Source organism: Pseudomonas paraeruginosa PA7, assembly GCF_000017205.1.
In the GTDB taxonomy this organism is placed as follows: domain Bacteria; phylum Pseudomonadota; class Gammaproteobacteria; order Pseudomonadales; family Pseudomonadaceae; genus Pseudomonas; species Pseudomonas paraeruginosa.
This window is the reverse complement of sequence record NC_009656.1, coordinates 4,425,267-4,443,806: the sequence shown is the minus strand read 5'-3', so window position 1 is coordinate 4,443,806 and position 18,540 is coordinate 4,425,267. Positions and strand designations below refer to the sequence as shown.

The following is an 18,540-nucleotide window of genomic DNA, read 5'->3' as shown; positions in this document are numbered from 1 at the left end:
GCTCACGCTTCCCCCAGATAAGCCTTGATCACGTCCGGGTTGTCGCGGATCTGCTCCGGCGTCCCGTCGGCCAGGGGGGCGCCCTGGTTGATCACCACGATATGGTCGGAAATGCTCATCACCAGCTTCATGTCGTGCTCGATCAGCAGCACCGTCACGTTGTGCTCGCTGCGCAGCTTGGCGATCAGCGCCTTGAGGTCGTCGGTCTCCTTCGGGTTGAGGCCGGCGGCCGGCTCGTCGAGCATGAGGATCCGCGGGCGGGTCATCATGCAGCGGGCGATCTCCAGACGCCGCTGCTGGCCGTAGGCGAGGGTGCCGGCGCTGCGGTTGGCGAACTCGGTGAGGTTGACTTCCTCCAGCCAGTGCGCGGCGTACTCCATGGCCTCGCGCTCGCTGCGGCGGAACGCCGGGGTCTTGAACAGGCCGGCGAGGAAGTTGGTGTTGAGGTGGCGGTGCTGGGCGACCAGCAGGTTCTCCACCGCGGTCATTTCCTTGAACAGGCGGACATTCTGGAACGTCCTCACCACGCCCTTGCGAGCGATCCTGTGACCGGGCAGGCCCTGGATCTCCTCGCCATCGAGGCGGATCAGGCCGCCGGTGGGCTGGTAGAAGCCGGTCAGGCAGTTGAACACGGTGGTCTTGCCGGCACCGTTCGGGCCGATCATCGAGACCACCTGCTTTTCCTCGACCTTCAGGTTGACGCCGTTGACGGCCAGCAGGCCGCCGAAGCGCATGGTCAGGCCGCTCACTTCGAGAATCGGTCGGCTCATGGCTTCAGCTCCAGGTGCGGGCGTTGCATCGGCAGCAGTCCCTGGGGACGCCAGATCATCATCACGATCATGGTCAGGCCGAAGATCAGCATGCGGTATTCGTTGAATCCGCGCATTTCCTGGAGCAGCACCATCACCACCGCGGCGAGGATCACGCCGAGCTGCGAGCCCATGCCGCCGAGCACGACGATCGCGAGGATCATCGCCGACTCGATGAAGGTGAAGGACTCCGGAGTCACCAGGCCCTGGCGCGCGGCGAAGAAGCTGCCGGCGAAACCGGCGAAGCTGGCGCCGATGGTGAAGGCGGAGAGCTTGACGATGGTCGGGTTGAGGCCGAGCGCGCGGCAGGCCACCTCATCCTCGCGCAGCGCTTCCCAGGCGCGACCGATCGGCATGCGCATCAGCCGGTTGATCACGAACAGGGCCAGCAGCACCAGCAGCAGGGCGATGACATAGAGCAGGATGACCTTGTAGTTGGTGTTGTAGGCGATGCCGAAGAATTCGTGGAAGGTCTGCATGCCTTCCGGCGCGCGGCGCTCGAAAGTCAGGCCGAACAGGGTCGGCTTGGGGATCGAGCCGATGCCGTTGGGGCCGCCGGTGATCTCGGTCATGTTGCGCAGCAGGATACGGATGATCTCGCCGAAGCCGAGGGTCACGATCGCCAGGTAGTCGCCGCGCAGGCGCAGTACCGGGAAGCCGAGGAGGAAACCGAACAGCGCGGCCATCATCCCGGCGATCGGCAGGGCGGTCCAGAAACCGAACCCGGCGTACTCGGCGAGCAGCGCGTAGGTATAGGCGCCCACCGCGTAGAAGCCGACATAGCCGAGGTCGAGCAGGCCGGCCAGGCCGACCACGATGTTCAGGCCGATGCCGAGCATCACGTAGATCAGGATCAGGGTGGCGATGTCCACCGCCCCGCGCGAGGCGAAGAACGGCCAGACGAACGCCACCACGACCAGGGCGAGCACGGCCCAGCGCTGGGTCGACGGCAGGCTGAGGAAGTTCTTCAGGCCGCTGCCGTTGACCTTGTAACCGACCCCGCGGCCCAGCTTGAGCGGGATGCGGTCGCGGAACAGCTGCCAGACGAACATGGCCACGGCGGCCGCGGCGATGGTCCAGAGGGTCTGTGCGTCCGCGCCGAGGACCTCGAGCTTGATGCCGACGGTGCGCAGCTTCAGGCCGAGGATCGGATAGGACACCAGGATGACGAGGAGGGCGCTGAACAGAGCGCGCTTGAGGGACTGGCTCATACCTTTTCCACCTCCGGGCGACCGAGGATGCCGGTGGGCCGGAACAGCAGCACCAGGATCAGCAGGCCGAAGGCCACCACGTCCTTGTACTGGTCGCCGAACACGTCGGCGCCGAAAGCCTCGGCGACGCCCAGCAGCAGGCCGCCGAGCATCGCCCCGGGGATGCTGCCGATGCCGCCGAGCACCGCGGCGGTGAACGCCTTGATGCCGGCGAGGAAGCCGATGCCGGGGTTGATCACGCCGTACTGCATGCCCAGCAGCACCGCTGCCACGGCGGCGAGGGCGGCACCGATGACGAAGGTGAGGGCGATGATGTTGTTGCTGTTGATACCCAGCAGGTTGGTCATCTTCAGGTCCTCGGCGCAGGCGCGGCAGGCGCGGCCGAGGCGGGAGCGGGAGATGAACAGGGTGAGGCCGAACATCACCAGGAAGGTGACGACGAAGATCAGGATCTGCATATAGGAAATCACCACGCCGTTCATGCTGCTCTCGCCGAACACGAAGTTGCCGGGCAGCAGGGTCGGGATGGCTTTTTCCTTCGAGTCCTGCGACAGCATCACGGCGTTCTGCAGGAAGATCGACATGCCGATCGCGGAGATCAGCGGGATCAGGCGGTTGCCGCCGCGCAGCGGGCGGTAGGCGACCCGTTCGATGCTGTAGCCGAAGGCGCTGGTGACGATGATGCTGGCGACGAACGCGGCGAGCATCATCAGCGGAACGCTGTCCAGCCCCATCATCGCCAGCAGGGTGATGGCGATGAAGGCGATGTACGAGCCGATCATGTACACCTCGCCGTGGGCGAAGTTGATCATGCCGATGATGCCGTAGACCATGGTGTAGCCGATCGCGATCAGCGCATAGGTGCTGCCGACGGTCAGGCCGTTAACCAATTGTTGCAGGTAGTGATAAATCTCGGGCATGGGACTCTCTCGCTAAACGCCCGCCGTTGTACGGCAGGAAAACGTTCGGCTCGCGGGTGTGGGGCCGGAACGCTGCTGAGACCCGCGACGATCCGGCGCGCGGCGGGCCGCCGGGACGCGGGGGAAAACCGGGCTCCCGTCCACCAACGGTGAACGCTGCCGGTCTTCGCCTGCTCCTGTCGGGCCGCCGTGCGCGGAATCATCTGCGGGTGCTAAAACAAAGCCCACGGTGGGTGACGTGGGCTTCGTACTGCAACGATGCTTACTTGACCTCGGTCCGGGTGGCGTCCTTGTGCCACTCGTAGACGGTGAAGTCGAAGTTCTTCAGGTCACCCTTCTCGTCGAACCCGAGAGTGCCGGTCGGCGTCTCGAAGGTATTGGCGCGCAGGGCCTCGGCGACCTTCTCCGGGTCGGCCGCGCCAGCCTTCTCGATGCCCTTGGCGATCACGGTCACGGCGGAGTAGGACGGCAGGACGAAGATGCCGCTCGGGTCCTGGTTCTTGGCCTTGAAGGCATCGATCAGGGCCTTGTTCTTCGGATCCTGCTCGAAGGCCCGCGGCAGGGTCGCCAGCATGCCTTCCGAGGCGTCCCCGGCGATCGCCGTGATCTCGCTGTTGCCGACCCCTTCCGGACCCATGAAGCGTGCGTCCAGGCCGGCCTGCTTGGCCTGGCGCAGCAGCAGGCCCATTTCCGGGTGGTAGCCGCCGAAGTAGACGAACTGTACGCCGGCCTTCTTCAGCTTGCTGATCAGCGCGTTGAAGTCCTTGTCCCCGGCGTTCAGGCCCTCGAAGACGGCGACCTTGACACCCGCGGCCTCCAGGGTCTTCTTCACTTCGGTGGCGATGCCTTCGCCGTACTGCTGCTTGTCGTGCAGCACCGCGATGGTCTTGTCCTTGTAGCGCTCGGCGATGAACTTGCCAGCCACCGGACCCTGCATGTTGTCCAGGCCGATGGTGCGGAAGATCAGCTTGTAGCCGCGCGAGGTGATTTCCGGGGCGGTGGCCGAGGGGGTGATCATCAGCACGCCTTCGTCTTCGTAGATGTCGGTGGCGGGCTGGGTGGAGCTGGAGCAGACATGGCCGACCACGAACTTGACGCCGTCGTTGACCACCTTGTTGGCGACCGCCACGGCCTGCTTGGGATCGCAGGCGTCGTCGTAGATCACGCCTTCGAGCTGGGCGCCGTTCACGCCGCCTGCCTTGTTGATCTGTTCGATCGCCATCAGCGCACCGGCGCGCTGCATGTCGCCGTACTGGGCCACCGGACCGGTGACCGGGCCAGCCAGGGCGATCTTGATGGTGTCGGCGGCCATGGAGTAACTGGCGAACCCGGCGAGGGCCATCGCGGCGAACAGGCGGGATAGACGCTGAGTACCCTTCTTCATACGTGCTCCACTCTTCTTGTGTGTTGTCATTGTTGTAGTCTCGCGGCCGTGGCGGCCGGAGGAGACCGGGTGATCGTCATGGACGGACCCCGGGAACTGTACCGGTACAGTGTAGAGCGGCGCTTCGTCGCTTGAAAAGCACGGCACGGCGAGCTCCCGTGAATCCTGTCGCCTGGTTGACATAAACGTATAGAAAAACGGCGTGGGCCTGCATCACCTCCCTGGACCCGGTGTTCCTTCGGCTGTCGTGGGCTACCGGCGGACGCTATCATGGCGTCCATGCAATCCAGGTAGATCCCATGACAGAACAAACTAGCACCCTCTATGCCAAGCTGCTCGGCGAAACCGCGGTCATTTCCTGGGCCGAGCTGCAACCGTTCTTCGCCCGTGGCGCGTTGCTCCAGGTCGACGCCGCCCTGGACCTGGTGGAGGTCGCCGCGGCACTGGCCGAGGACGATCGCGAGAAGGTCGCGGCCTGGCTCGCCGGCGGAGGGCTGGGCAAGGTGGAAGAAGCGGCGGCGAAGGATTTCCTGGAGCGCGACCCGCCCCTCTGGGCAGTGGTGGTGGCGCCCTGGGTGGTCATCCAGGAGCGCGCGGAAAAAGAGACGTTGCACTGATCCAGGGCGGTTTTCTTTCCTCGGACCCTGGCTAGACTGATCCCGATTCCCACCAGGAGACTCGTCATGTTCGAACCCGGCCACCTCCATCTGGTCAGCCTGCCCGGCCTCGACCAGCAAGACATCAACATCCATATCCGCTACGAGGTGCGGCACAACGCCGAAAGCGGCGCCTATGTGCACTTCGACATGGACGGCGAGATCGACGGCAAGCCCTTCAGCGACTCCTTCGAGCTGCCGCGCGATACCGCCTTCAACTTCGCCAGCGACGCCACCCGGGTCGCCCAGAAGCACGGGCTGCACCCGAAATTCGGCGCGATCACCCGGGTGCACAAGGAATACGATGCGATGTTCGAGGACATCCGCGACAAGCTGCACGCCCACCCGGGCGAGCCGGTGGACCTGGAGCGGATCATCCGCCACGAGTGACGCGCTCCCTTTTGCCGACAAGGGAAGGGCCCGATATCCACGATATCGGGCCTTTTTCGTTTGCCGGGGAGGCGGGCCTGCCGCTTGCCACCCTTGCCGGCAAGCGGAAATGCCTTGCCGCTTGCCGTTGTCGGGAAGCCCCGTTTTTCATTCAACTATTTGAATTAAAATGATTTTTTATATCTGGCACGCCCCTTGCTGAAGTATTGGCGACGATAGCCATACCGGCAAACAGGTTCGCAGCCATGAGCATCAGTTTCGACAGAGCACTCGGTATCCACCCGCAGGCCCTCAGCTTCCGCGCCCAGCGCGCCGAAGTGCTGGCCAACAACCTGGCCAACGCCGACACCCCGAACTACAAGGCTCGCGACCTGGATTTCGGCGCGGTTCTCGCCGAACAGAAGGACAAGGCCGCCAAGGGCACCTTCGCCACCCGCACCACCAACGAGCGGCATATCGCCGCCGAGGGCTTCGGCATGGGCGAGGGCAGCCTGCAGTACCGCATCCCGGTGCAGCCGTCGATCGACCAGAACACCGTCGACGCGCAGATCGAGCAGGCCAACTACGCCGAGAACGCCATGCACTTCCAGGCGTCCTTCACCTTCCTCAACAGCAAGTTCAAAGGGCTGGTCAGCGCCCTGCGTGGAGAGTAACCGCCATGTCCCTCGCCAGTGTCTTCAACATCGCCGGTAGCGGCATGAGCGCCCAGAGCACCCGCCTGAACACCGTGGCCAGCAACATCGCCAACGCCGAGACGGTTTCCTCCAGCGTCGACAAGACCTATCGCGCCCGCCACCCGGTGTTCTCCACCATGTTCCAGCAGGCCCAGGGCGACAGCGGTTCGCTGTTCGCCGACCAGGACAGTTCCGGGGCCGGCGTGCAGGTGCTGGGCATCGTCGAGGACCAGAGTTCGCTGATGCCGCGCTACGAGCCGAACCACCCGGCCGCGGACGCCAATGGCTATGTGTACTACCCGAACGTGAACGTGGTCGAGGAAATGGCCGACATGATTTCCGCCAGCCGCGCCTTCCAGACCAACGCGGAAATGATGAACACCGCCAAACAGATGATGCAGAAGGTCCTGACCCTGGGTCAGTGAGCGGAGTAGAGCATGAGCATCGATAACGTCAACAGCACTAATCGGGCCAGCGGTTCCGGCGCCACCGAGACCGGGCAGAGCGTCAAGGGCAGCAGCAACCTCGGCAAGGACGAGTTCCTCAAGCTGCTGGTCGCACAGCTGAAGAACCAGGATCCGATGTCGCCGCAGCAGAACGGCGAGTTCATCGCCCAGCTGGCCCAGTTCAGTACCGTCGAAGGCGTGCAGTCGCTGAACAAGAGCATGGAGAGCATCCTCTCCAACTATCAGTCGTCGCAGGCCCTGCAGGCTTCCTCGCTGGTGGGGCGCAAGGTCATCGTGGCGACCGACAAGTCGGTGGTGGATACCAAGGACACCTTCAAGGCATCCCTCAACCTGCCGGTTTCCAGCAGCAACGTCTGGGTCAACGTCTACGACGACAAGGGCACGGTGGTGAACCGCATCAACCTCGGCCAGCAGGCCGCCGGCAGCGTCAGCTTCATGTGGGACGGCAAGGACAGCAGCGGCAACATCATGCCGCCGGGCACCTACAAGTTCGAGGCGCAGACCTCGATCGACGGCAAGACCTACGGGCTCCAGACCTACCTGCCGGCCAACGTCGACAGCGTCACCCTGGGGCAGAACGGCGGCGAGCTGATGCTCAACCTCGCCGGCCTGGGCAGCATCGCGCTGTCCAAAGTACAGATCATCGGCCAATAAGCCGGCGTTTCCGGCAAGGAGCTATCCATGAGTTTCAATATCGGCCTGAGCGGCATCCAGGCGGCCTCCAGCGGCCTGAACGTCACCGGCAACAACATCGCCAACGCCGGCACCGTAGGCTTCAAGCAATCCCGCGCGGAGTTCGCCGACGTCTACGCCGCCTCGGTGCTGGGCTCGGGCAGCAACCCGCAGGGCAGCGGCGTGCTGCTCTCGGACATCTCGCAGATGTTCAAGCAGGGCAATTTCGAAACGACCAACAGCGTGCTGGACCTGGCGATCAACGGCAACGGCTTCTTCGTCACCAGCAACAACGGGGCGATCAGCTATACCCGCGCCGGTTACTTCAACACCGACAAGCAGGACTTCATCGTCGACAACAACGGCTACCGCCTGCAGGGCTACGCCGTGGGACCTAACGGGCAGTTGCAGAACGGCGTGGTCACCGACCTCAAGGTCGAGCGCGCCAACCAGGCGCCGAAGGCCACCTCGAGCATCCAGCAGTCGTACAACCTGGACTCGACCAAGAAGCCGCCGACCGTGACCCCGTTCGACCCGAGCGACGCCTCCACCTACACCTCGTCGTCCTCGCTGGGTATCTACGACAGCCAGGGCAACGCCCACACCATGAGCCAGTTCTTCATCAAGAACGAGCCGAATCCGAATGCCACGCCGCCGATCCCGGAGAACAGCTGGACCATGAAGGTGCTGATCGACGGGGTGAACCCGCTCGATCCGTCGAACAAGACGCCGATGAGCTTCAACGTCAGCTTCGACGCCAGCGGCCAGATGACCTCGGTGCGCGCGCCGGATGGCAGCACCGCCGGGCCGGGCTTCAGCATCGATCCGGCGACCAACGTGATCCAGTTCAGCGCGGCCAGCGGCAATCCGCCGACCCCGGGCACCGGCTGGATCCCGGCCGCCTCGGACGGCAAGACGCCGCCGACCTACGCCTGGAACGGCGCCACCGGCTCCGCCAGCGGCATCACCTTCGACATGCGCAAGTCCACCCAGTACTCCACGGCCTTCGCGCAGAGCAACCCGATCCAGGACGGCTATACCACCGGCCAGCTGGCAGGGCTGGAAATCGACGAAACCGGGGTGGTCTTCGCCCGCTATACCAACGGCCAGTCCAAGGTGCAGGGCCAGGTGGTGCTGGCCAACTTCGCCAACATCCAGGGCCTGACGCCGATCGGCAAGACTTCCTGGGTGCAGTCCTCGGAGTCCGGCGAGCCGGCGGTCGGCGCGCCGCGCTCGGGCACCCTGGGGGCGTTGCAGTCCGGCGCGCTGGAAGCGTCCAACGTGGACATTTCCAGCGAGCTGGTGAATCTCATCGTCCACCAGCGCAACTACCAGGCCAACGCCAAGACCATCCAGACCGAGGATGCGGTGACCCAGACCATCATCAACCTGCGTTGACGATGATGGCGGCAAGGCCGCTTGCCGCCAGCGGCAACCCCCGGCCAGGGGTTGCCCCCGAAGCCCCCGCCAGGGGGCTTTTCTGTTTTTTAATTCCTTTTAAATCAATAAGTTATTTTTGTTTTCGAGTTCTGGCACGTTGCTTGCTGGTTAATCTGCAAGAACACCCGGCAGCCTGTGCCGGAGCCCGGAGGATTCGATGGACAAGATGCTGTACGTCTCCATGAGCGGAGCCAGCCAGAACACCCTGGCGATGCGCGCGCATGCCAACAACCTGGCGAACATCTCGACCAGCGGCTTCCGTCGCGACTTCGAGCAGGCGCGTTCGATGCAGGTGTTCGGCGACAGCTTCCCGGCGCGGGTATTCGCCATGAGCGAGCGGCCCGGGACCGATTTCAGCCATGGCAGCCTGCAGGAAACCGGCAACGAACTGGATATCGCCATCGACGGCGACGGTTTCGTCGCGGTGCAGGCGCCGGACGGCAGCGAGGCCTACGTGCGCACCGCCGGCATGCACATCGACGCCGTCGGCATGCTGCGCACCGGCGACGGTTTGCCGGTACTGGGCAACGGCGGGCCGATCGCCGTGCCGCCGGAAGAGAAGGTAGAGATCGGCCAGGACGGCACCATCAGTATCCGCGCCCTGGGCGAGAACCCCAACGTGGTCGCGGTGGTGGACCGGATCAAGCTGGTCAACCCGAACCTGAAACAGATGGAAAAGGGTACCGACGGCCTGCTGCACTACAAGCCGCAGCCGGGCGAGCAGGTGCCGCTGGCCGATGCCAACGTGAAGGTGGTCTCCGGTTTCCTGGAAAGCAGCAACGTGAACGCGGTGGAAGAGATGACCGCGATCCTCTCGCTGTCCCGTCAATTCGAACTGCACGTGAAGATGATGCGCACCGCCGAGGACGATTCGGCGGCCATGGCGCGGGTTTTGCAGATCAGCTAATCACTTGAGCGGGGCGCCATGAAACCGGCGCCCGAGGAGCACGACGATGTTATCGGCACTGTGGGTCAGCAAAACCGGTCTGTCCGCCCAGGACATGAACCTGACCACCATTTCCAACAACCTGGCCAACGTATCTACCACCGGCTTCAAGCGCGACCGTGCAGAGTTCCAGGACTTGCTGTACCAGATCCGCCGCCAGCCGGGCGGCCAGTCGACCCAGGACAGCGAGCTGCCGTCGGGCCTGCAGCTGGGTACCGGCGTGCGCGTCGTCGGCACCCAGAAGATCTTCACCCCGGGCAGCCTGCAGACCACCGAGCAGCCGCTGGACATGGCGGTGAACGGGCGCGGCTTCTTCCAGGTCCTGCTGCCGGACGGCACCGTTTCCTACACCCGCGATGGCAGCTTCCACCTGAACTCCGACGGCCAGATCGTCACCTCCAACGGCTTCGCCCTGGAGCCGGCGATCGTCGTGCCCAACGAGACCCAGACCTTCACCGTCGGCCAGGACGGCACCGTCTCGGTGACCACTACCGGCAACGCTCAGCCGCAGGTGATCGGCAACATCCAGACCGCCGACTTCATCAACCCGGCCGGCCTGCAGGCGATCGGCAACAACCTGTTCCTGGAGACCGGCTCCAGCGGCGCGCCGCAGGTCGGCACGCCGGGCCTCAACGGCCTTGGCACGGTGGCCCAGAACACCCTGGAAAACTCCAACGTCAACGTGGTCGAGGAGCTGGTGAACATGATCACCACCCAGCGCGCCTACGAGATGAACTCCAAGGTCATCTCCACCGCCGACCAGATGTTGTCCTTCGTCACCCAGAATCTTTGACGGGCCCTGACCGGGCCCTGGCTGTACGCCGCGAGGTAGCTTGACATGAACCGGCTGATGATCGTCTCCCTGCTTGGCATCGCCACCGTCCTGGGCGGTTGCGTCAATCCACCGCCGAAGCCGAACGATCCGTACTACGCGCCGGTGTTGCCGCGCACCCCGCTGCCCGCCGCGCAGAACAACGGCGCGATCTACCAGGCCGGCTTCGAGCAGAACCTCTACGACGACCGCAAGGCCTTCCGCGTGGGCGACATCATCACCATCACCCTCAACGAGAAGACCCAGGCGAGCAAGAAGGCCAACTCCGACATCCAGAAGGACAGCAAGACCAAGATGGGGCTGACCTCGCTGTTCGGCAGCGGCATGACCACCAACAACCCGATCGGTGGCGGCGACCTCAGCCTCAGCGCCGAGTACGGCGGCTCGCGCGATGCCAAGGGCGACAGCCAGGCGGGGCAGAGCAACAGCCTGACCGGCTCGATCACCGTGACCGTGGCCGAGGTGCTGCCCAACGGCATTCTCTCCGTGCGCGGCGAGAAGTGGATGACCCTGAACACCGGCAACGAGCTGGTGCGCATCGCCGGCCTGGTCCGCGCCGACGATATCGCCACCGACAACACCGTGCCCTCGACCCGCGTGGCCGATGCCCGGATCACCTATTCCGGCACCGGCGCCTTCGCCGATGCCAGCCAGCCGGGCTGGCTGGACCGCTTCTTCCTCAGCCCGCTGTGGCCGTTCTGAGGATGCTCGCGATGACCAAGTTCAAGCACCTGCTGGCCCTCGCCGCGCTGCTCCTGGCCGCCGGCGCGGCCCAGGCCGAGCGGCTGAAAGACATTGCCAGCATCCAGGGCGTGCGGACCAACCAGCTGATCGGCTACGGCCTGGTGGTCGGCCTGAGCGGCAGCGGCGACCAGACCACGCAGACGCCGTTCACCCTGCAGACCTTCAACAACATGCTGGCGCAGTTCGGCATCAAGGTGCCGGCCAACGTCGGCAACGTGCAGCTGAAGAACGTCGCCGCGGTATCCGTGCATGCCGACCTGCCGCCGTTCGCCAAGCCCGGCCAGCCGATCGACGTCACCGTGTCGTCCATCGGCAACGCCAAGAGCCTGCGCGGCGGCAGCCTGTTGATGACCCCGCTGAAAGGTATCGACGGCCAGGTCTACGCGGTCGCCCAGGGCAACCTGGTGGTCGGCGGCTTCGATGCCGAGGGGCGCGATGGCTCGAAGATCACCGTCAACGTACCGTCCGCCGGGCGCATCCCGGCCGGTGCCACCGTCGAGCGCGCGGTGCCGAGCGGCTTCGACCAGGGCAACAGCCTGACGCTGAATCTCAACCGCCCGGACTTCACCACCGCCAAGCGCATCGTCGACCGCATCAACGAGCTGCTCGGCCCGGGCGTCGCCCATGCGGTGGACGGCGGCTCGGTGCGGGTCAGCGCGCCGCTCGATCCGAACCAGCGGGTCGACTACCTGTCGATCCTGGAAAACCTCGACGTGCAGCCGGGCGAGGCGGTGGCCAAGGTCATCATCAATTCGCGCACCGGCACCATCGTCATCGGCCAGAACGTCAAGGTCTCGCCGGCCGCCGTGACCCACGGCAGCCTGACCGTGAGCATCACCGAAGACCCGATCGTCAGCCAGCCGGGCGCTTTCTCCAACGGCCAGACCGCCGTGGTGCCGCGCTCGCGGGTGAACGCCGAGGAAGAGACCAAGCCGATGTTCAAGTTCGGTCCCGGCACCACGCTGGACGACATCGTCCGCGCGGTAAACCAGGTCGGCGCCGCGCCGAGCGACCTGATGGCGATCCTCGAAGCCCTGAAGCAGGCCGGCGCGCTACAGGCCGACCTGATCGTGATCTGAGGACGAGGCCATGGATTCCCGTTTGCTCAGCGGTATCGGTGGAACCCCCGACAGCGGCTCCTACACCGACCTTAACCGCCTCAACCAGCTGAAGGTCGGCAAGGACCGCGACGGCGAGGCGAACATCCGCAAGGTCGCCCAGGAATTCGAGTCGCTGTTCCTCAACGAGATGCTCAAGTCCATGCGTTCGGCCAACGAAGCGCTGGGCGACGGCAACTTCATGAACAGCCAGACCACCAAGCAGTACCAGGACATGTACGACCAGCAGCTGTCGGTGAGCCTGTCGAAGAATGCCGGCGGCATCGGCCTGGCCGACGTGCTGGTGCGCCAGCTGTCGAAGATGAAGCAGGGCGCCAGGGGCAACGGCGAGAATCCGTTCGCCCGGGTCGCCGAGAACGGCGCCGGACACTGGCCGAGCAATCCCAACGCGCAGGCCGGCAAGGCCTTGCCGCTGCCGGAAGCCGGTCGCGACGACTCGAAGCTGCTCAACCAGCGGCGCCTGGCGCTGCCGGGCAAGCTGGCCGAGCGCATGCTCGCCGGCATCGTACCTTCCGCCTCGCCGGCCGCCAGCCAGGCACAGGGCCTCGGCCAGGACAGCTACCTGCCGGCGCAGAGCTACCCGGCGGCGAGCCGCCGCGGTTTTTCCACCGATGGCCTCGACAGCCAGGGCAGCCGGCGCCTCGCCCAGCCGCCACTGGCCAAGGGACGGTCGATGTTCGCCTCGGCCGACGAATTCATCGCCACCATGCTGCCGATGGCCCAGAAGGCCGCCGAGCGGATCGGCGTCGACGCCCGCTACCTGGTGGCCCAGGCCGCGCTGGAAACCGGCTGGGGCAAGTCGATCATCCGCCAGCAGGATGGCGCCAGCAGCCACAACCTGTTCGGCATCAAGACCGGAAGCCGCTGGGACGGCGCCTCGGCGCGCGCCCTGACCACCGAGTACGAAGCCGGCAAGGCGGTGAAGGAAGTCGCGGCCTTCCGTTCTTATTCATCGTTCGAGCAGAGCTTCCACGACTACGTCAGCTTCCTCCAGGGCAACGATCGCTACCAGAACGCCCTGGACAAAGCCGCCAACCCCGAGCGCTTCATGCAGGAACTGCAGCGCGCCGGCTACGCCACCGATCCGCAGTACGCCCGCAAGGTGGCGCAGATCGCCAGACAGATGCAGACCTACCAGGCCGTCGCCGCCGCCGGCACGCCGCCCCTGGGTTGAGCAAGGAGGATTGATCCATGTCTGACCTACTTTCCATCGGCCTGTCCGGCCTGGGCACCAGCCAGACCTGGCTGACCGTCACCGGGCACAACATCACCAACGTCAAGACCCCGGGCTACAGCCGCCAGTCCGCCATCCAGCAGACGCAGGTCCCGCAGTTCAGCGGCGCCGGCTACATGGGCTCGGGCAGCCAGATCGTCGATGTGCGCCGGCTGGCCAGCGACTTCCTCACCGGCCAACTGCGCAACGCCACCAGCCAGAATAGCGAGCTGAGCGCCTTCCGTAGCCAGATCGAGCAGCTCGACGGCCTGCTGTCCGATACCACCACCGGTGTCAGCCCGGCCATGCAGAGGTTTTTCGCCGCCCTGCAGACCGCGGCGAACAACCCGTCCTCCACCGAGGCCCGTGAAGCGGTGCTTGCCCAGGCCCAAGGCCTGGGCAAGACCTTCAATACCCTCTACGACCAGTTGGACAAACAGAACAGTCTGATCAACCAGCAGTTGGGGGCGCTGGCCTCGCAGGTCAACCATCTGTCGCAGAGCGTGGCCAGCTACAACGACGCGATCGCCAAGGCCAAGTCGGCGGGGGCGGTGCCCAACGACCTGATGGACGCTCGTGACGAGGCGGTGCGCAAGCTGTCCGAGATGATCGGGGTGACCGCGGTGACCCAGGACGACAATAGCGTCAGCCTGTTCATCGGCAGCGGTCAGCCGCTAGTGGTGGGTAACACCGTGTCGACCCTGAGCGTGGTGCCGGGGCTGGACGATCCGTCCCGGTACCAGGTGCAACTGAGCAACGGCAACTCCATACAGAACGTCACCGGCCTGGTTTCCGGTGGCGAGATGGGCGGTTTGCTGGCCTACCGCAACAGCGCCCTGGATAGCAGCTACAACAAGCTCGGGCAATTGGCCATAACCCTCGCCGATACCATCAACAGGCAATTGGGGCAGGGCCTCGACCTGGCCGGCAAGGCCGGCAGCAACCTGTTCGGCGACATCAACGACCCGGACATCACGGCGTTGCGGGTATTGGCGAAGAATGGCAATACCGGCGACGTCAAGGCCAACCTGAACATCACCGATACCAGCAAGCTGAATTCCAGTGATTTTCGCCTGGACTTCGATGGCACCAACTTTACCGCACGGCGCCTGGGCGACGACGCGAGCATGCAGGTGACGGTCAGCGGCAGCGGCCCTTACACGCTGTCCTTCAAGGATGCCAACGGCGTCGACCAGGGCTTCAGCGTGACCCTGGACAAGTTGCCCGCCGCCGGCGACCGCTTCACCCTGCAGCCGACCCGGCGCGGCGCGGCGGACATCGAGGCGACCCTGAAGAACGCCTCGCAACTGGCCTTCGCCGGCACCGCGCGGGCCGAGTCGAATACCGACAACCGCGGCACCGGCAAGATCGGCGCGCCGACCCTCACCGGCGCTCCGTCGCCGGTGGACCCGGCGGTCCTGCAGAATGCCTTCGGCCCAAACGGCATCAGCCTCGCCGCCACGCTCAGCGCCGACGGCAAGACCTATACTCTGTCCTCGCCGTTGCCGGCCGGCTGGAGCTACGTCGACAAGGACGGCAACGCCCTGAGCGGCAGCCCCACGCTGACCAGCGGCAACTCCAATACCGTGCGCATGGCTTTCACCGATCCGAGCGGGCAGAAGTACAGCTACGAGTTCGAACTCAGCGGCGTGCCGCAGAATGCCGACAGCTTCAAGGTCGGTTTCAACGACAAGGGCATTTCCGACAACCGCAACGCCCTCGACCTGCTGGCCCTGCAGACCAAGCCGACGGTCGGTGGCACCGACAACACCGGTTCCACCTACAACGAGGCCTATGGTGGCCTGGTCGAGCGGGTCGGCACCCTGACCGCCCAGGTGCGCGCCAGTAGCGAAGCCAGCGCCACGGTGCTGAAGCAGGCCCAGGACAGTCGTGACTCGCTGTCCGGGGTGAGCCTCGACGAAGAGGCGGCCAACCTGATCCAGTTCCAGCAGTACTACAGTGCCTCGGCCCAGGTGATTCAAGTTGCCCGCACTTTGTTCGATACCCTGATCGGAGCGTTCCGTTGAGTTCGCTCGACGTAGCCTAAGCCAGCGAGACCGCCGCCATGCGCATTTCCACCATCCAGGCCTTCAACAACTCGGTGAACGGCATCTCCCGCAACTACGCGGACCTGAACCGGACCTTCGAGCAGATCAGCACCGGCAAGCGTATCCTGACCCCGGCGGACGACCCGGTCGGTTCGGTGCGTCTGCTGCGCCTGGATCAGGAGCAGGGGCTGAACGAGCAGTACAAGACCGGCATGACCGAGGCGAAGAACAGCCTCAGCCAGGAGGAAACCATTCTCAGGTCGGTCGGCAATGTGCTCCAGCGCATCCGCGAGATCGCCGGCCAGGCCGGCGACGGTGCGCTGGACTCCAATGACAAGAAGGCGCTGGCCAGCGAGTTGAGCCAGCGCGAGGACGAGCTGCTGAACCTGCTCAACAGTCGCGACGCCAGCGGCAAGTACCTGTTCTCCGGCTCGCAGGGTTCGGTGCAGCCGTTCGTGCGCAACGAGGACGGTACCTACAGCTACATGGGCGACGAAAGCCAGCGCGAGGTGCAGATTGCCAGCAGCACGCGGATCCCGGTGAGCGACAGCGGCAAGGTGCTGTTCGAGGACATCGTCAACGCTGCCCGCCTCGATACCAGGGCGGCCGCCGGCAATACCGGTGATGGCCGCATCTCGGTCGGCCTGGTCGAGGACGAGCTGGCTTTCGGCAGTCAGTTTCCCGCGAGCAACCCGCCGGCGGCCACCGATGGCTTCGACATCCACTTCGTCAGCGACAGGGAGTACGTGGTCTACGATCCGAAGAGCCTGCCTCCGGGCTATGACTGGAACACCTACGACCCGAACTCTCCGCCGGCCTGGCAACTGTCCAAGGGCGCCATCGACGACGACCCGAAGACCATCGACAAGGTGCTCTACGCCGGCGTCAGCGTGACGATCGACGGTACGCCGAAGGCGGGCGACGAGTTCAACGTCAACTACAAGCCGGGCAGCGAGAAGCGCAGCCTGCTGAACGTGGTCTCGGACCTGCGCAAGGCCCTGGAAAGCTCCACCGACAACCAGGCCGGCAACGACGCCATCCGCGACGCCACGGCGGTGGCCCTGACCAACCTGTCGGCCGTCGCGGCCTCGGTTGATGGCGGCCAGGGGCGGATCGGCGCGCGCCTGAATACCGTGGAAAGCACCGAGACCTTCATCGACGACGTGAAACTGGTGAACGCCTCGGTGATGTCGCAGATCCAGGATCTGGACTACGCCGAGGCGCTGTCGCGGCTGTCGCTGCAATCGACCATCATGGACGCCGCGCAGCAGAGCTACGTGAAGATCCAGGGACTGAGCCTGTTCAACTACCTGAAGTGAGGCTGTCTTCGCTCGTGCAAGGCCCGTGACCGGTTCACGGGCCTTTTCGTTTCGCCGGTAGATCGCCAGCGAACGCGCCGTAGCCACGGCGCGGGTGGGAATAGGAGTTGCCGGAAATTTGACTTCCGGCCTGCCCTGCAAGTCCCTCAAAAAGGTGGCAGGCCGCGTGGCCCGGGGTCTTGACCTGCATCAAGATCTTTCGGTACGAGCCTTGCATAGAGTGGCGTGCCCGGGTTTTTCACCCTTTACTCGCCCGAGCATCCATTCATCAGGGCCCGACATGAACAACAAGACGATCCCGGTCACCAGCCCGTTGCTGCCGCCACTGGAAGAGTTCATTCCCTATCTGGAAAAGATCTGGGAAAGCCGTTTCCTGACCAATGGCGGCGACATGCACCAGGCGCTGGAGGAGGCCCTGTGCGAGTACCTGGGGGTGAAGCATATCGTGCTCTTCGCCAATGCGACCCTGGCGCTCATCACCGCCCTGCAGGCGCTGCGGGTCACCGGCGAGGTGATCACCACGCCCTATTCGTTCGTCGCCACCAGCCATGCGCTGTTGTGGAACGGGCTCAAGCCGATCTTCGTCGACATCGACAAGGATTCGATGAACCTCGACCCAGCACGGATCGAGGCGGCGATCACGCCGCAGACCACCGCCATCCTGCCGGTGCATTGCTACGGCAACCCCTGCGACGTGGAGGCGATCCAGCGCATCGCCGATACCCACCACCTGAAGGTCATCTACGACGCCGCCCACGCCTTCGCCGTCCGCGATGCCGGTGGCAGCGTCCTGCGCCATGGCAACCTGAGCATCCTCAGCTTCCATGCCACCAAGGTGTTCAACACCTTCGAGGGCGGCGCGATCATCTGCTCGGATGAGAATACCCGGCAGCGTCTCAACCATCTGAAGAATTTCGGCTTCGTCGACGAGGTGACCGTGGTAATGCCGGGGATCAATGGCAAGCTCAACGAAGTCGGCGCGGCGTTCGGCCTGCTGCAGCTCAAGCATGTCGACCAGGCCCTGGAACAGCGCCGCGAGATCGCCGAGCGCTACCGGCGTCTGCTGGCAGGGGTAGCCGGCATCCAGTGTCTGCGCCCGGGTAGCCAGACCTTCGCCAACAACGCCTATTTCCCGATCCTGGTAGAAGACGGCTTTGCGCTGTCGCGCGACGAGCTGTACCAGCGCCTGCGCGACCACGACGTGCTGGTGCGGCGCTATTTCTACCCGTTGATCAGTGACTTCCCCATGTACCATTCGTTGCCCTCGGCGGCCCCCGCCAATCTGCCGGTGGCGCGCTCGACCTCCGCGCGGATCCTGTGCCTGCCGATCTACCCCGGGCTGGTCGCCGCCGACGTCGAGTTCGTCGTCGAGTTGATCACCTCCGCCGGCGCACCGCGCCTGCGGGCATCAAGTTGAGCTCGCGGCGACCGATAACCGAATGAACAACCGCCTCACTCAGGTAGACAAGAAATGAGCCAAGCAAAATTCATCGAAGACTTCCTTTCCGCCACCGACTTCCAGAATCCCGTGGAGGTCAGCCTGGACACCCAGCTCGAAGACCTGCCGGAATGGGATTCTCTGGCCGCCCTCGGGGTCATCGTCATGTTCGACATGGAATACGGCAAGACCATTACCGGCGACGACCTGATCAAGGCGCGGACGGTGGGCGACCTCTACCAGATGCTCGGACTCTGAC

19 protein-coding genes are annotated in these 18,540 nt (G+C 64.8%); 15 read left to right on the top strand and 4 right to left on the bottom strand.

Going from position 1 to position 18,540, the window contains the following annotated elements:
* Positions 1–2: 2 nt before the first annotated feature.
* The 4 genes from livG to PSPA7_RS20450 form a co-directional block, all read right to left on the bottom strand.
* A complete protein-coding gene (livG, locus tag PSPA7_RS20465) occupies positions 3–770 on the bottom strand; it encodes a high-affinity branched-chain amino acid ABC transporter ATP-binding protein LivG (RefSeq protein WP_012076730.1) in 768 nt (255 codons plus the stop codon).
* Entirely contained in the window at positions 767–2,020 is a 1,254-nt protein-coding gene (locus PSPA7_RS20460; RefSeq protein WP_003149702.1) for a high-affinity branched-chain amino acid ABC transporter permease LivM, read from the bottom strand. The genes livG and PSPA7_RS20460 overlap by 4 nt, the downstream gene beginning before the upstream one ends.
* A complete protein-coding gene (livH, locus tag PSPA7_RS20455; protein WP_012076729.1) occupies positions 2,017–2,940 on the bottom strand; it encodes a high-affinity branched-chain amino acid ABC transporter permease LivH in 924 nt (307 codons plus the stop codon). The genes PSPA7_RS20460 and livH overlap by 4 nt, the downstream gene beginning before the upstream one ends.
* A gap of 262 nt (positions 2,941–3,202) precedes the next feature.
* Complete coding sequence (locus PSPA7_RS20450; protein ID WP_003149703.1) at positions 3,203–4,324, bottom strand: branched-chain amino acid ABC transporter substrate-binding protein; 1,122 nt, start codon at positions 4,322–4,324, stop codon at positions 3,203–3,205.
* A 299-nt stretch (positions 4,325–4,623) separates the two neighbouring features.
* Here PSPA7_RS20450 and PSPA7_RS20445 point away from each other — a divergent pair, with 299 nt between their 5' ends.
* The 15 genes from PSPA7_RS20445 (at position 4,624) to PSPA7_RS20375 (ending at position 18,539) form a co-directional block, all read left to right on the top strand.
* On the top strand, positions 4,624–4,941 hold the full coding sequence (locus tag PSPA7_RS20445; protein ID WP_003149704.1) for a DUF2288 domain-containing protein: 318 nt from the start codon (positions 4,624–4,626) through the stop codon (positions 4,939–4,941).
* Between the two features lie 66 nt (positions 4,942–5,007).
* Positions 5,008–5,370: a DUF5064 family protein gene (locus PSPA7_RS20440; protein WP_003149705.1), complete on the top strand. Its 363-nt coding sequence runs from the start codon at positions 5,008–5,010 to the stop codon at positions 5,368–5,370.
* Between the two features lie 245 nt (positions 5,371–5,615).
* Complete coding sequence (gene flgB / locus PSPA7_RS20435; protein ID WP_012076728.1) at positions 5,616–6,023, top strand: flagellar basal body rod protein FlgB; 408 nt, start codon at positions 5,616–5,618, stop codon at positions 6,021–6,023.
* Between the two features lie 5 nt (positions 6,024–6,028).
* A complete protein-coding gene (gene flgC, locus PSPA7_RS20430) occupies positions 6,029–6,469 on the top strand; it encodes a flagellar basal body rod protein FlgC (protein WP_003082150.1) in 441 nt (146 codons plus the stop codon).
* A 12-nt stretch (positions 6,470–6,481) separates the two neighbouring features.
* Entirely contained in the window at positions 6,482–7,165 is a 684-nt protein-coding gene (gene flgD, locus PSPA7_RS20425; RefSeq protein WP_003149706.1) for a flagellar hook assembly protein FlgD, read from the top strand.
* 27 nt (positions 7,166–7,192) lie between these two features.
* Positions 7,193–8,581: a flagellar hook protein FlgE gene (gene flgE, locus PSPA7_RS20420; protein WP_012076727.1), complete on the top strand. Its 1,389-nt coding sequence runs from the start codon at positions 7,193–7,195 to the stop codon at positions 8,579–8,581.
* Positions 8,582–8,780: 199 nt separating this feature from the next.
* Positions 8,781–9,530 (top strand): flagellar basal-body rod protein FlgF, encoded by a 750-nt coding sequence (gene flgF / locus PSPA7_RS20415; protein ID WP_012076726.1) that lies wholly within the window; start codon positions 8,781–8,783, stop codon positions 9,528–9,530.
* A 46-nt stretch (positions 9,531–9,576) separates the two neighbouring features.
* Positions 9,577–10,362 (top strand): flagellar basal-body rod protein FlgG, encoded by a 786-nt coding sequence (flgG, locus tag PSPA7_RS20410; protein ID WP_003082164.1) that lies wholly within the window; start codon positions 9,577–9,579, stop codon positions 10,360–10,362.
* Positions 10,363–10,407: 45 nt separating this feature from the next.
* Positions 10,408–11,103 carry a flagellar basal body L-ring protein FlgH gene (gene flgH / locus PSPA7_RS20405; protein WP_012076725.1) on the top strand — a complete coding sequence of 232 codons (696 nt, stop codon included), beginning with the start codon at positions 10,408–10,410 and terminating at the stop codon, positions 11,101–11,103.
* A gap of 11 nt (positions 11,104–11,114) precedes the next feature.
* A complete protein-coding gene (locus PSPA7_RS20400) occupies positions 11,115–12,224 on the top strand; it encodes a flagellar basal body P-ring protein FlgI (protein ID WP_003082169.1) in 1,110 nt (369 codons plus the stop codon).
* Positions 12,225–12,234: 10 nt separating this feature from the next.
* Positions 12,235–13,437, top strand: coding sequence for a flagellar assembly peptidoglycan hydrolase FlgJ (flgJ, locus tag PSPA7_RS20395; protein ID WP_012076724.1), 1,203 nt, complete (start codon positions 12,235–12,237; stop codon positions 13,435–13,437).
* A gap of 17 nt (positions 13,438–13,454) precedes the next feature.
* Positions 13,455–15,503, top strand: coding sequence for a flagellar hook-associated protein FlgK (gene flgK, locus PSPA7_RS20390; RefSeq protein WP_012076723.1), 2,049 nt, complete (start codon positions 13,455–13,457; stop codon positions 15,501–15,503).
* Positions 15,504–15,541: 38 nt separating this feature from the next.
* Positions 15,542–16,843, top strand: coding sequence for a flagellar hook-associated protein FlgL (gene flgL / locus PSPA7_RS20385; RefSeq protein ID WP_012076722.1), 1,302 nt, complete (start codon positions 15,542–15,544; stop codon positions 16,841–16,843).
* A 280-nt stretch (positions 16,844–17,123) separates the two neighbouring features.
* Positions 17,124–18,260, top strand: a complete 1,137-nt coding sequence (locus PSPA7_RS20380; RefSeq protein ID WP_012076720.1) for a DegT/DnrJ/EryC1/StrS family aminotransferase — start codon at positions 17,124–17,126, stop codon at positions 18,258–18,260.
* A gap of 54 nt (positions 18,261–18,314) precedes the next feature.
* Positions 18,315–18,539 (top strand): acyl carrier protein, encoded by a 225-nt coding sequence (locus tag PSPA7_RS20375; protein ID WP_012076719.1) that lies wholly within the window; start codon positions 18,315–18,317, stop codon positions 18,537–18,539.
* Position 18,540 lies beyond the last annotated feature (1 nt).

What these genes read in the sequence shown, in the direction of transcription:
- livG (WP_012076730.1), bottom strand. Translation starts at nt 770, where the DNA reads ATGAGCCGACCGATTCTCGAAGTGAGCGGCCTGACCATGCGCTTCGGC.
- PSPA7_RS20460 (WP_003149702.1), bottom strand. Translation starts at nt 2,020, where the DNA reads ATGAGCCAGTCCCTCAAGCGCGCTCTGTTCAGCGCCCTCCTCGTCATC.
- livH (WP_012076729.1), bottom strand. Translation starts at nt 2,940, where the DNA reads ATGCCCGAGATTTATCACTACCTGCAACAATTGGTTAACGGCCTGACC.
- PSPA7_RS20450 (WP_003149703.1), bottom strand. Translation starts at nt 4,324, where the DNA reads ATGAAGAAGGGTACTCAGCGTCTATCCCGCCTGTTCGCCGCGATGGCC.
- PSPA7_RS20445 (WP_003149704.1), top strand. Translation starts at nt 4,624, where the DNA reads ATGACAGAACAAACTAGCACCCTCTATGCCAAGCTGCTCGGCGAAACC.
- PSPA7_RS20440 (WP_003149705.1), top strand. Translation starts at nt 5,008, where the DNA reads ATGTTCGAACCCGGCCACCTCCATCTGGTCAGCCTGCCCGGCCTCGAC.
- flgB (WP_012076728.1), top strand. Translation starts at nt 5,616, where the DNA reads ATGAGCATCAGTTTCGACAGAGCACTCGGTATCCACCCGCAGGCCCTC.
- flgC (WP_003082150.1), top strand. Translation starts at nt 6,029, where the DNA reads ATGTCCCTCGCCAGTGTCTTCAACATCGCCGGTAGCGGCATGAGCGCC.
- flgD (WP_003149706.1), top strand. Translation starts at nt 6,482, where the DNA reads ATGAGCATCGATAACGTCAACAGCACTAATCGGGCCAGCGGTTCCGGC.
- flgE (WP_012076727.1), top strand. Translation starts at nt 7,193, where the DNA reads ATGAGTTTCAATATCGGCCTGAGCGGCATCCAGGCGGCCTCCAGCGGC.
- flgF (WP_012076726.1), top strand. Translation starts at nt 8,781, where the DNA reads ATGGACAAGATGCTGTACGTCTCCATGAGCGGAGCCAGCCAGAACACC.
- flgG (WP_003082164.1), top strand. Translation starts at nt 9,577, where the DNA reads ATGTTATCGGCACTGTGGGTCAGCAAAACCGGTCTGTCCGCCCAGGAC.
- flgH (WP_012076725.1), top strand. Translation starts at nt 10,408, where the DNA reads ATGAACCGGCTGATGATCGTCTCCCTGCTTGGCATCGCCACCGTCCTG.
- PSPA7_RS20400 (WP_003082169.1), top strand. Translation starts at nt 11,115, where the DNA reads ATGACCAAGTTCAAGCACCTGCTGGCCCTCGCCGCGCTGCTCCTGGCC.
- flgJ (WP_012076724.1), top strand. Translation starts at nt 12,235, where the DNA reads ATGGATTCCCGTTTGCTCAGCGGTATCGGTGGAACCCCCGACAGCGGC.
- flgK (WP_012076723.1), top strand. Translation starts at nt 13,455, where the DNA reads ATGTCTGACCTACTTTCCATCGGCCTGTCCGGCCTGGGCACCAGCCAG.
- flgL (WP_012076722.1), top strand. Translation starts at nt 15,542, where the DNA reads ATGCGCATTTCCACCATCCAGGCCTTCAACAACTCGGTGAACGGCATC.
- PSPA7_RS20380 (WP_012076720.1), top strand. Translation starts at nt 17,124, where the DNA reads ATGAACAACAAGACGATCCCGGTCACCAGCCCGTTGCTGCCGCCACTG.
- PSPA7_RS20375 (WP_012076719.1), top strand. Translation starts at nt 18,315, where the DNA reads ATGAGCCAAGCAAAATTCATCGAAGACTTCCTTTCCGCCACCGACTTC.